The organism is Actinomadura opuntiae (assembly GCF_030283205.1).
Classification (GTDB): Bacteria; Actinomycetota; Actinomycetes; order Streptosporangiales; family Streptosporangiaceae; genus Spirillospora.
The window spans coordinates 377,443-388,906 of the sequence record NZ_JASNWF010000009.1; the positions used below are offsets into that span (position 1 = coordinate 377,443).

The 11,464-nt window shown below is 74.3% G+C and carries 12 protein-coding genes; all 12 read left to right on the forward strand.

Annotation, left to right across the window (positions count from 1 at the left end):
• The first annotated feature begins 85 nt into the window (after window positions 1–85).
• Window positions 86–1,621, forward strand: a complete 1,536-nt coding sequence (locus tag QP089_RS21985) for an MFS transporter (protein ID WP_285913609.1) — start codon at window positions 86–88, stop codon at window positions 1,619–1,621.
• Window positions 1,622–1,951: 330 nt separating this feature from the next.
• A complete protein-coding gene (locus tag QP089_RS21990; RefSeq protein ID WP_285913610.1) occupies window positions 1,952–2,821 on the forward strand; it encodes a Gfo/Idh/MocA family protein in 870 nt (289 codons plus the stop codon).
• Window positions 2,818–3,489, forward strand: a complete 672-nt coding sequence (locus QP089_RS21995) for an IolE/MocC family protein (RefSeq protein ID WP_285913611.1) — start codon at window positions 2,818–2,820, stop codon at window positions 3,487–3,489. The genes QP089_RS21990 and QP089_RS21995 overlap by 4 nt, the downstream gene beginning before the upstream one ends.
• Window positions 3,480–4,322 carry a sugar phosphate isomerase/epimerase family protein gene (locus tag QP089_RS22000; protein ID WP_285913612.1) on the forward strand — a complete coding sequence of 281 codons (843 nt, stop codon included), beginning with the start codon at window positions 3,480–3,482 and terminating at the stop codon, window positions 4,320–4,322. Before QP089_RS21995 ends, QP089_RS22000 begins: the two co-directional genes overlap by 10 nt.
• Window positions 4,319–5,119, forward strand: coding sequence for a sulfotransferase (locus QP089_RS22005; protein ID WP_285913613.1), 801 nt, complete (start codon window positions 4,319–4,321; stop codon window positions 5,117–5,119). Before QP089_RS22000 ends, QP089_RS22005 begins: the two co-directional genes overlap by 4 nt.
• Window positions 5,116–5,547 carry a VOC family protein gene (locus tag QP089_RS22010; RefSeq protein ID WP_285913614.1) on the forward strand — a complete coding sequence of 144 codons (432 nt, stop codon included), beginning with the start codon at window positions 5,116–5,118 and terminating at the stop codon, window positions 5,545–5,547. Before QP089_RS22005 ends, QP089_RS22010 begins: the two co-directional genes overlap by 4 nt.
• 2 nt (window positions 5,548–5,549) lie before the next feature.
• Window positions 5,550–6,827 carry an MFS transporter gene (locus tag QP089_RS22015; protein WP_285913615.1) on the forward strand — a complete coding sequence of 426 codons (1,278 nt, stop codon included), beginning with the start codon at window positions 5,550–5,552 and terminating at the stop codon, window positions 6,825–6,827.
• 58 nt (window positions 6,828–6,885) lie between these two features.
• Window positions 6,886–8,133 carry a condensation domain-containing protein gene (locus QP089_RS22020; protein WP_285913616.1) on the forward strand — a complete coding sequence of 416 codons (1,248 nt, stop codon included), beginning with the start codon at window positions 6,886–6,888 and terminating at the stop codon, window positions 8,131–8,133.
• Window positions 8,127–9,587, forward strand: coding sequence for an Ldh family oxidoreductase (locus QP089_RS22025; RefSeq protein WP_285913617.1), 1,461 nt, complete (start codon window positions 8,127–8,129; stop codon window positions 9,585–9,587). The genes QP089_RS22020 and QP089_RS22025 overlap by 7 nt, the downstream gene beginning before the upstream one ends.
• Entirely contained in the window at window positions 9,584–10,327 is a 744-nt protein-coding gene (locus QP089_RS22030) for a polysaccharide deacetylase family protein (RefSeq protein ID WP_285913618.1), read from the forward strand. The genes QP089_RS22025 and QP089_RS22030 overlap by 4 nt, the downstream gene beginning before the upstream one ends.
• A complete protein-coding gene (locus QP089_RS22035) occupies window positions 10,306–11,109 on the forward strand; it encodes a glycosyltransferase family 2 protein (RefSeq protein WP_285913619.1) in 804 nt (267 codons plus the stop codon). Before QP089_RS22030 ends, QP089_RS22035 begins: the two co-directional genes overlap by 22 nt.
• Window positions 11,110–11,229: 120 nt before the next feature.
• The gene (locus QP089_RS22040; RefSeq protein WP_151538033.1) at window positions 11,230–11,463 is read left to right on the forward strand and encodes a phosphopantetheine-binding protein; all 234 of its coding nucleotides are present in this window, start codon (window positions 11,230–11,232) and stop codon (window positions 11,461–11,463) included.
• The last annotated feature ends 1 nt before the right edge of the window (window position 11,464 follow it).

Genomic DNA, 11,464 nt, shown 5'->3' on the forward strand with positions numbered 1-11,464 from the left:
AAGAGATCCGGGCGGGATGTCGAGGATCGGGGGGTGGTTCCGATCGGGGGGTGAAACGTGCCTCCGGATGGAAGAGGAACCGAGGATGGGACGCAAGGAGCAGGACGCCGCGCTCGCCGGCACACGGGAATGGGTCGGGCTGGCCGTGCTGGCGCTGCCGACGCTGCTGATCGCGATGGACCTGACGGCGCTGTTCCTGGCGCTGCCGCGGCTGAGCGCCGACCTGGGCGCGAGCGGCACCGAGCAGTTGTGGATCAGCGACGTCTACGGGTTCATGGTCGCCGGGTTCGTGATCACCGCGGGGACGCTCGGGGACCGGATCGGGCGGCGCCGCCTGCTGTTCGCCGGGGCGGCCGCGTTCGCCCTGCTGTCGTGCGTCGCGGCGTTCGCGGCCGACCCGCTGACGCTGATCCTGGCGCGGGCGCTGCTGGGCGTGGCGGGCGCGACGCTGACGCCGTCGACGCTCGCGCTGCTGACGAACATGTTCCGCGACGAGCGGCAGCGCGGGAAGGCGATCTCGATCTGGGCGACGTGCCAGTTCGCGGGCGGGGCGCTCGGGCCGGTGCTGGCCGGGTTCCTGCTCCAGCGGCTGTGGTGGGGGTCGGTGTTCCTGGCGGCGGTGCCGGTGATGGGGCTGGTGCTGGCGGTGGGGCCGTTCGTCCTGCCCGAGTTCCGCGACCGGTCGGCGCGACGGGTGGACCCGCTCAGCGTCGGGCTGTCGCTGGCCGCGGTGCTGCCGATGGTGTACGGGCTGAAGCAGCTGACGATCGCCGGCGGGCAGGACAGGGCGGCGGCGATCGCCGCGGTCGTCGCGGGGGCCGGGCTCGGCGCGGCCTTCGTCCGGCGCCAGCTCCGCCTGGACGACCCGCTCCTGGACCTGCGGCTGCTGCGCGACCGCGGGTTCTCCGCGGTGCTGGTCGCGCTGGTGTTCGCGGGGGTCGCGATGGCGGGGACGGGCCTGATGGTCACGCAGTACCTGCAGAGCGTGCTGGGGCATTCGCCGCTGGTCTCGGCGGTGCTGTTCGCGCCGATGGGGCTGGGGGTCGCGGCCGGGACGATGGCGGCGCCCGCGCTGGCGCGGCGGGTGCGGCCCGCCACCGCGATCGCGTCCGGGCTGGCGGTGTCGGCGCTCGGCTGCCTGGCGCTGGTGCAGGCCGGCGGCGCCCCGGCCGCCGTCGCCGGCGTCACGGTCCTGGCGCTGGGCACCGGGCCGCTGTTCGCGCTCGGGACGAGCCTGGTGGTCGGGTCCGTCCCGCCCGAGCGCGCCGGGTCGGCGGCGTCGATGTCGGAGACCGGCAACTACCTCGGCGGATCGCTGGGGCTGGCCGTCATCGGGGCGGCCGGCGCCGCCTTCTACCACGCCGGGATGGGGCACGTCGGCGGGGCGGCGTCGCGCTCCCTCGCTGGCGCCGTGGCCGACAGCGCGCACCTGCCGCCGGCGCGGGCGGAGGACCTGCTGCGCACCGCCCACGCCGCGTTCACCGCGGGGCTGCACCTCACCGGCGTGATCGCCACCGTGATCTTCGCCGGCCTGTCGGTGCTCGTCGCGCTGTCGGCGCGGCCGCGCAGGCCGTCGCCCTCGGTGCCGCGGGAACCGGAAGCGGCCCCGGCGCGGGCGTGAGCACAACGCACTAAAGGGTGCTAAAGGCGTTTAGCTGGAGTAAGGCGCACAAGATTGTTGGCCGGCCGGACGCCATCCTAGGGTTCACGATGGCACGATCATCGCTGCTCGGCATGTCGGGGAAACGCAGCCGATGTGATCATTCTATTTTGCCGAAAAGCCGATCGAACGGCTTTCGTCAAGTCAAATACATATAAAACCGATCGAGAATTGAAAGTTGCCGCGTGTCCGCAATGCGTCACTTTCATGGGTTGCCTCCGGCGAGATCATGCCCTTATGTTTCTGGGGTTCGCGACCGAAGGAATCCGTTGATCGGAGGACCCTTTGCGTGTGGTGATCGCGGGATTCGGAAAGGCCGGGCGGCAGCACGCCGAGGCGATCCGGCGGGTGCCGGGCGTGGCCGTGCACTCGGTCCTGGAATCCGATCGCGACGTCGACGTCGCACCGTTCACCAGGGCGTCCGGATGGCAGGCGGTCCTGGCGGACCCGGAGGTCGACGCCATCGCGCTGTGCCTGCCGCCCGGCGGACGCGCCGAACTGGCCGCCGCGGCCGACGCGGCCGGCAAGGCCGTGCTGCTGGAGAAGCCGCCGTGCATGTCGGTCGCGGAACTCGATCGGCTCCCCGGGGCAATGGGGGTGATGCTCCAGCATCGTTTCCGCCTTCCGCGAAACCTGCTGGACCGGCCTTTCAAGGACGCGACCGGAACGCTGCTGGTAAGCCGCCCGAGAGACGCGGCGACGCACTACACCGGTTGGCGAGCCGATTCCGGGAGGGCGCTCGGCGGAATTGCCGCGCATCTCGGCGTCCACTACCTGGATCTGGCCTGCCAGCTGCTCGGAGAAGTCGAATCGGTCGATCTGCGCGACCGTCGCGAGTGCGCTCCCGGCATCGATGTGCGGGTCAGCGGCCTCGTCCGGTTCACGGCGGGCTCGACGCTGGCGTTCACCATCGCGGCGGACGTCCCGGCGCGCGCCGAGCACCTGGTGATCGCCGGGGACGGCCGGTCCCTGGTGATCGCGGACGGCGCGGTGCAGCTGCGCGACGGGGACCGCACGGAGCTGCTGCCCGCCGAGCCGACCGGCGCGATGCGCGCCCGGGTCTACGAGGAGTTCGCGCGCGGGCCCGACCTGTGCTCGCTGGAGCGGGCGCGGCCGGTGACGGTCGTCCTGGACGAGATCCGGAAGGCGGGAGCGCGATGAGCGCGCGCCTCGGCCTGTCGTCCGGCTCGGCGCCGGGGCTGGACGCGCCGGAGTTCGCCGCCCTGGTCCGGCGGGCGGGCGGGACGGTCGCCGACCTGCGGGCGGGCAAGGGCCACCGCTGGGAGGAGCAGGGCGTCGCCGGGCTGTGCGGCCTGGCGGTGTCGTTCGTCGGGATCTCCGTGACCCTGGGACGGCCGGGGCGGGACGCCGAGGCCGCCGAGCGGTTCCCGGGCGAGAGCGTGAAGGTGTTCGCCGCGCCGGGGGCGCTCGACGCGGAGGCGACCGCCGGCCAGATGCGCGCGCTCACCGCCGACCGGAAACCGGAGCAGGTGCTGGTCGAGACGCATCGGGGCGGAGCGGGGCCGGACGAGCTGGTGAAGCTCTGCGATCGGTACGGCTGCCGCCTGGTACTGGACAACCTGGGCCTGGACGACATCGCCGCCGACTTCGGCGCGGCGCTCGGCGATCTCGCGCCGCTGACGGCGGCGGTGCAGGTGAAGGGGTTCGAGCCGGACCGCGCGCACCGGCCGCTGACCGAACGGGACCTGGGCTGGCTGGCGGCGTTCCGCAACGCCCGCGTCGATGTCACCGTGGAGTCGCGCGCCGGGACGCCCCACCAGGACCTGCGCGTCCTGCGGACCGCCTGGGAGGCCGTGCGATGCGCCTAGCCGTGATCAACGACGAGGTCGACCAGGACCTCGGCCGGGCCGCCGACGCGGCGGCCGGATGCGGGTTCGCCGGGATCGAGGTCCGCTCGGTCGGCAACGTCCCGCCGCACGAGCTCACCGACGGGCGGCTCGCGGAGGTCGTCCGGGAGCTGGCGGGCCGGGGACTGGCCGTCGCCGGGTTCTGCCCGCCCGCGCTGAAGGTCCGGCGCCCGCGCACGGAGGAGGAGTACGCCGCCGCCCGCGCCGTGCTCGTCCGGGCCGTCGCGCAGGCGCGCGTGCTCGGCGCGCCGCATGTGCGGATCTTCACCTTCTACCGGGACGGCGACCCCGATCCCGCGGGGGCGGCCGAGGCCGCGAGGCGGGTGCTCGACGGAGTGGACCTGGACGGGGTGAAGCTGCTAGTCGAGACCGGGACCCGGACCAACACCCCGACCATGGAACTCGTCCTGCGGTTCCTCGAAGCGGTGGACGTGCAGGGCCTGGGCGTGCTCTGGGATCCCGGCAACAGCGTGTTCAGCGGCATGCATCCGACGCCGTTCCCGGCCGAGTACGAACTCGGCAAGGACCTGATCGAACACGTGCACGTGAAGGACCCGGCCGGGACGAGCGGGTACGTGCGGCTGGGCGACGGCGACCTGCCGTGGGGCGGCATCGTCGACGCGCTGCGCGCCGACGGGTACGCCGGATGGCTCTCGCTGGAGACGCACTGGCGCATCGGCCGCGTCCTGAACCAGCGGCAGCGCGACACCCCGTGGGGCGACGACTTCACCGACGGCGGATACGAGGCCAGCGTCGAGTGCATGCGCCGGCTCAAGGAGCTGGTGGACCGGTGACCGCATTGCTGCTGCTGGGGGCGCAGCGGTCGGGCACCACCGCGCTGGCCCACGCGCTGAGCCGGGCGTACGCGGACGCGGGCGGCATCTTCACCGTGAACGGGAAGCTGCCGTACCTGCTGCCGCGCTGGACCACCGCCGCCGACCTGGCGGGACGGCACTTCCGCGCCGACGAGATCGGGTACGCGCTGCGGCGCAGGCCGCCCGCCGGCGAAGGCGCCGACCGCTGGCTGAAGGGCGTCGACGACGTGCTCCGGGACGCGGCCGCGGCGGTCGCCCGAGGAGCGCACCCCGCGCACGGCGGGTCCGCCGATCCGGCCGCGGCGCTCGTCGCGGACATCGTCGCCAAGGCGTACGCGCCGTGGCGGCGCTGGGGCGACAAGTACAACGAGTACCTGCTGGACCTGCCGGCCGTGCTGGCCGCGGTCCCGGACGCGCGGCTGGTCCTGCTCGTCCGGAACCCGCTGGAGGCGGCGGCGTCCCAGCTGGAATGGACCGGCGACCGGCCCTGGCGCCCCCGGACGGTCGAGGACGCCTGCGCGAAGTGGGCGGCCTGGCACCGTCCCTGGCTGGAGACCGCTCCCGGCCTGGACCCGGGCCGCCTCCTGGTGATCGGCTACCGGGCGCTCTGCGAGGGGCGCGCGACGGGCCGGCTCTCCGCCTTCTGCGACCTCGATCTCGGACCGTACGTGGCGGGACTGCGGGCGACTCGGCCCGATCCCGGCACCGACCATCTGCCCGCCGGCACCGCCCCGGTCTGGCGGGCCCTGTGTGAAATGGAGAGCTCCACGACATGACGGACTACGAAATCTCGGCGCAGGGATACGGGCCGGACCACGAGTCGCCGTTCGGGTACGGGCTGCACCACGTGCAGATCGCCATCCCGCCCGGCAGCGAGGACGAGTGCCGCGCCTTCTACGTGGACGTCCTCGGCATGCTCGAGATCCAGAAGCCGCCGGTCCTGGCCGCGCGGGGAGGGCTGTGGGTGCGCGCCGACACGCTGGAGATCCACCTCGGCGTCGAGCAGGACTTCCGCCCGGCGCGCAAGGCGCACCCCGGCATCCGCGTGGCGGACCTGGACGCGCTGGCCAAGCGGCTGACCGGCAACGGCGTCGAGGTCACCTGGGACGACAACTTCCCCGGCCACCGGCGCTTCTACGCGTTCGACAACCTGGGGAACCGGCTGGAGTTCCTGCAGCGCGACGGCTCCCGACCGGAGTGGTGAGGATGAGCGGGCTGCTGGGCCGCCTGGTCGGCCTTCCCGACGTCCCGGCCGTGCGCCGCTGGGCGTGGGTCGCGGTGGCCGACTCGCTCGGCACCGGGCTGATCACGCCGCTGGTCATCATCTACTTCACCCAGCAGATCGGGATGAAGGCCGTCACGGTCGGGCTGGCGATGAGCATCGCCGGGATCGGCAGCGCGGTGCTGGTCCCGTTCGGCGGGGTGTTCGTGGACCGGTTCGGCGCGAAACCGCTGGTGATCACGGCGTTCGCGCTGGCCGGGATCGGCACCACCGGGTACATGTTCGCCCGGAACTTCGGCGTCCTGGTGCTGACGGTGCTGCTGGCCAACATGGCGGACGCGTCGGGGCGTCCCGCCAAGCACTCCTTCATGGCCCAGATCGCCGACGGCGAGGCGCGCAACCGGCTGCTGGCGTTCAACCGGTCCGTGCGCAACGCCGGGTACGGCGTGGGCGGACTCCTGGCCGCCATCGTGCTCGGGCTCGGCTCGCACGTCTGGTACGTGCTGGCCTTCGGCCTGGACGCGCTGTCGTTCTTCGTCGCGATCGCGCTGGTGGTCGGCATCGTCCCGCCGCCGCTCAGGAGCGCCGCCGCGCAGGACGGGGAGGAGGCCGCGCCGGCGAAGGCGCGCGGCGGCTACGCGGAGGTGCTGTCCGACTGGCGCTACACGCTGCTGTCGGCGCTGAACGTCCTGGTCCTGCTCGAAGCGACGATCTTCACCGTCGGGGTCCCGCTCTGGGTCGTCCAGCACACCGACGCGCCGAAAGCGGTGGTCGGGGTGCTGTTCACCGTCAACACCGTCATGATCGTCCTGCTCCAGGTGCGGGCGACCAAGGGCCTGGAGGGGCCCGCCGACGTCCGCCCGTCCTACCAGCGCGCCGCGCTCGGCATGACGATCGCGGTCGCGGGCTACCTGCTCGCCCAGTACGTCGGGGCGGTGCTGGCGGTCGTCCTGCTGGTGCTGGCGGTGGTGCTGCACTCGGTCGGCGAGCTGTCGGCCTCGGCCAGCGAGTGGACGGTCTCGATCGGCCTGGCCCGCGAGCGCCTGCGCGGCCGCTACCTGGCGGTGTTCGCGCTCGGCGACTCCATCGGCAAGGCGGCCGGGCCGGTGGTGGTGACGTTCCTGCTGTCCCGGGCGACCTCGGCGGGCTGGCTGGTGCTGCTCGCCCTGGTGGCCGGGAGCTGCCTGGTCAGCGCCGAGCTGGCCGTACGGCATCCGCGCAACCGGGCGCCCGAGGGCGCGCTCACGGAGATGACCGCATGACGACGCGCACCGTCTCGTTGTCCGCAAGATCGATGCCCGCACGAAGGAGGGTGTCCCGGTGAACCGTCTGCTCCCCACCCAGTACCGCTGGACCCGCATGGACTTCGGCGAGTGGCGGCACTTCAACCTCGGCACGCTGTTCACGGTCCCGGCCGGCCTCTCGGACGGGACGCTCGCCCCCGCGGTGCAGCGGGTCGTCGACCGCAACCCGGCGCTGCGCACCGCCTACCGGCGCGGCGCCGCGGGCTGGACCGCCGAGGAGCGGCCGGCCGACGCCGCGACCGTGGTGCGGGCGGCCGAGCTGCCCGACTACCGGGGGCGCACCGGCGCGATGGAGGAGGAGATCGCCCGGCTGCAGGGCACGCTGCGCCCGGACGAGGGCGAGGTGTTCCGCGTCGTCCACTTCCCGTTCGGCGACGAACCGGGACGGCTGCTGGCCACCGTCCACCACCTCACGCTCGACGGCTTCTCGATGGGGCTGGTCGGGGGTGAGCTGGACCGCGCGCTGCGGGGCCGGGAGCCCGGCCCGCCGTGCGCCGCGCCCGCCGACTACGTCGCGGCCGTCGAGAAATGGGTCGCCTCCGACGAGGCCGCGCAGGACGCCGGCCGGTGGCTGGACCGGCCGTGGGACCGCGTCGCCAACCCCCCGCCCGACCTCGACGGGGACGCCACCCTGCCGACGATGCGGATCGACAGCGGCGAGCTGGAGGCCGACGTGACGGCGGCGCTGGCCGCCGCCTGCCGCAAGGCCGCGCTGCGGCCGAGCGACGTGCTGCTGGACGCCGCCGCCCAGGCGGTGATGGCGCGCTGGGACCTGCCCGCGGTGGCCGTCGACGCCTACCACGTCGGACGCCACCTGACGCCCATGGGCATCGACGTCATCGACACGATCGGGTACCTGCAGAACACGTTCCCGATCGTCTTCACGGCGCGCGACCGCTTCGACCCCGCCGACGTCCGCGCCGTCCCCGACCGCATGTTCGGCTTCGACGCCCTGCGGTTCTTCAGCGGCCGGTTGGACGACCTGCCCGCCACCACGCTGCGCTACAACTTCCGCGGGCACATGGGCCGGCTCAACAGCCGGCCGGGCGCCTACCTCGGCGAGGCGGACGAGCCGATCCGCCGGCGGCGGGCGCAGGGGCAGACCGAGGCCTACACGCTGATGCTCGAAGGCGACGTCATCGACGGCCGGCTCGTGCTGCACATCAAGTACAGCACCGGCCAATTCGAACCGGGCACCATCGCCGACCTGCTCGCCGGCGCCCTGGACCGGGTCCGGGCCACCACCCGGGAGCCGGCATGCTGACGATCAGCGATCTGGTGGTGACGGTCGGCGGGCCGGGCGACGAGCTGGTCCTGCTGCGCGGCGCGGACCTGCGGGTCGCGGACGGCGACACGGTCGTGATCCGCGGCGCGCGGGGCGCGGGCAAGTCGACGCTCGCCGCGGTGCTCCGCCGCGAGCTGCGGCCCCGGTTCGGCCGGATCGACGGCCGCGCGCTGGTGATCGACGACGCCGACCGGGTGCCGCCGGACCGGCTGGCCGAGCTGCTGGAGTCCTGCCGCGCCCGCGGCGAGACGCCGGTGCTGCTGGCGGCCGACGAGCACTTCGTCGGCGTGCCGCGTCCGGCCGAGGTCGTCCTGCGGCTGGCCAAGGGCATGCTGATCGCCGAGCCCCGGACAGACCGGCCGGACCGGACGGACCGGCCGGACCGGACGGCCGGGACGGAAGCGCAGGCCCCGGCGCCGGCCGAGCTGCGGATGGCGCCGGACGAGCTGAAGCGCAAGGCGGCCGCCGCCCTGCGGGAGGCCGGATGCCCGGACGAGCCCGCCGCGCTGGTCGCCGACGTGCTCGTCGAGGCCGACGTCCGCGGGCACCACTCGCACGGCATCGGGCTCCTGCCCACCTACCTCGCGCGGGTGGCGGCGGGCGGCGTCGACCCCGCCGCCGCGCCCGTGCTCACCGAGGAGGGCGCGACGGCCCGCGTGGACGCGCAGGGCGGCTTCGGGCAGCCCGCGGCGGCACTGGCCGCCGACTGGTGCGCCGCGACGGCGGCCCGGCTCGGAGTGGCCGCCGTCGGCGTGCACAGCAACAACCACGTCGGGATGATGGCCGCCTACCGGTGGCCGTTCCAGCGGCACGGCGTCGTCGGGCTGCTGCTCAACGTCTCCGGGCCGAGCCTGGCGGCGCCGGGCGCGCTCAAGCCGACCCTCGGCAGCAACGCGGTGTGCATGGTGACGCCGACGGAGAAGGACGAGCCGTTCGTCGTCGACTTCGCCACCGGCGTCGTCGCGATCGGGAAGATCCGGGCGGCCGCGCAGCGCGGCGAGCCGATCCCGGCGGGCTGGCTGCAGGACGCGGCGGGACGCCCCACCCTCGACCCGGGCGACCTGGAGCGCGGCGGCTCGGTGCCGGTGTTCGGCGACTACAAGGGGCTGTGCGTCACGCTGATCGCCGAGGTGCTGGCCGGGATGCTGGGCGGCCAGACGGTCAGCCCGCTGGTGGCCAAGCAGCGCGCCCAGCCCGCACGGCCGATGAACTGCGGGCAGCTGTTCGTCGGGATGTCCCCCGGCGCGTTCGGGCTGGACCAGACCGACAAGCTGCTCGGCGTGCTGCACGACGCGGTGCTGGACGGCTACCCCGGCGCCCCGCCCGACCTGTACTTCCCCGACCAGCTGGAGGCCCGCAACAGCGCCGCCGCCCGGGAGGACGGCGTCCCGGTGCCGATGTCGGTGGCGGCCGCGCTGGGCTGGGCCCGATGATGATCCTCGACGGTCCCCTCCCGGCGCGGACGCCGCCCGAGGTGCGGCAGGCGGCGGCGGGCGCGGCGCCCGGCTGGCCGCTGGTGCTGTACTTCCACCACGTCCACCCCACCCTCGACCACTACACCTCGCTGACGCCCGGCGCGTTCGAGCGCGGGCTGGAGACGGTGCTCGCCGAGTACGGCCCGGCCCTCGACCCGGCCGACGTCCGCGCGGATCTCGACCCGCCGGCCGGGCCGCGAGTCCTGATCACCTTCGACGACGGGCACCGCGACAACCTCGAGCACGCGCTGCCGGTGCTGGACCGGCTCGGCGTGCGGGCCCTGTTCTTCGTCATCACCGGGCTCGCCGACGCCGCCCCCGACCGGTCGATGACCTGGGACGAGGTGGCGGACCTCGTGGCGGACGGGCACCGCGCCGGCTCCCACACCGTGACCCATCGCAAGCTCCCGACCCTGGCCCCGCAGGAGCAGCGCGCGGAGATCGCCCGCTCGCTGGCGGCGGTCCGCGACCGGCTGGGCGACCCCGCTCCGCCGCTGGCCCACCCCTACGGCCTGCCCCCGGCGGCCGGCGCGGTCCCGGACGGCGTCCTCGCCTTCGGCACCGTCAAGGCGCCGCCGCTGCCCTGGACGGCGGCCCCGCACGACGTCCGACGTACCTACCTGCCGGTCGGCCGCGAGGAGTCGTGGCCGCGGCTGTGTCGCGATTGGAGACGGCAATGGTGGCACCCATCACCGTGATCATTCCCAGCCGGGACCGGTACCGCGATCTGCGCCGCTGCCTGATCGCGCTGGCCGAGTGCGACGGCGGGCTGCTGCACGAGGTGCTGGTCGTGGACGACGGCTCCCGGCCGCGGATCACCGACGCCGTCGCGGTCGGCGACCTGCCGGTGCGCGTGCTGCGCAACGACCGGCCGATGGGCGCGACGCCGGCCCGCGCGCACGCCGCCGACCACGCGCGCTCGCCGATCCTGGCGTTCCTGGACGACGACGCGCTGCCCCGGGCGGACTGGCTGACCGAGATCGCCGCGCAGCTGACGCCCGACCGCGGCGCGGTCACCGGGCGGGTGCTGCCGTTCGACGCGGGGCTGCTCTCGGAGGCCCGCCAGTCCCGCTACCTGGAGCGCTACCGGGACCTGGAGCCCGGGCAGCGGGTCACCTTCTTCGCCGGCGGCAACAGCGCGGTCTGGCGGGAGCGGTTCCTGGCCGCCCGCGGCACCGCCGTCAATGTCCCCGGCAGCGACAACGACCTGGTGAGCGGGTTGTCCCGGCTCGGCCTCGGGGTGCACTTCGCGCCCTCGATGGTGATCGTCCACCGCAACGGCAAGGGACTGCTGCGCGCGCTGCGGGACGCCTACGGGTCCGGGCACCACGCGCGCCCGCTACCGGTCCGCGACGCGCTGCGCGACATGGCGCGCCCGGTGCCGGGGTCGTCCCCCCAGGTCCGGCTGACCAACCGGATGCTCAACCTCGTCCACCTGGCCGGACGCAGCGTCCCGCGCTCCACCAGGCAGCATCCCTGACCACCCGCCCCGGGGTGCCCCGTAACGCCGACCCGTCCCGCCGACCCGATCGATTCCCGCCCGGCCCGCGGTGGTTCCCGCGCGGCCGCGGTGTTCCGCGAACAAGGCAAGGAGTCCGATATGTCCGTGTCCCAGGCCGACCCGGCGGTGCTGCAGACCCTCAGCGAGCTCTGGGAGGAGGTCCTGGAGGTCGACGGCGTCACCGCCGACGACGACTTCTTCGAGCTGGGCGGCGACAGCCTGCTCGGCGTCACCATGATCGGCAAGGCGCGCCATGCCGGCCTGTCCTTCTCCTACCAGGACCTGCGGGACAATCCGGTGCTCGGGCGGCTCGCCGCCGTCGTGGCGGGCTGAC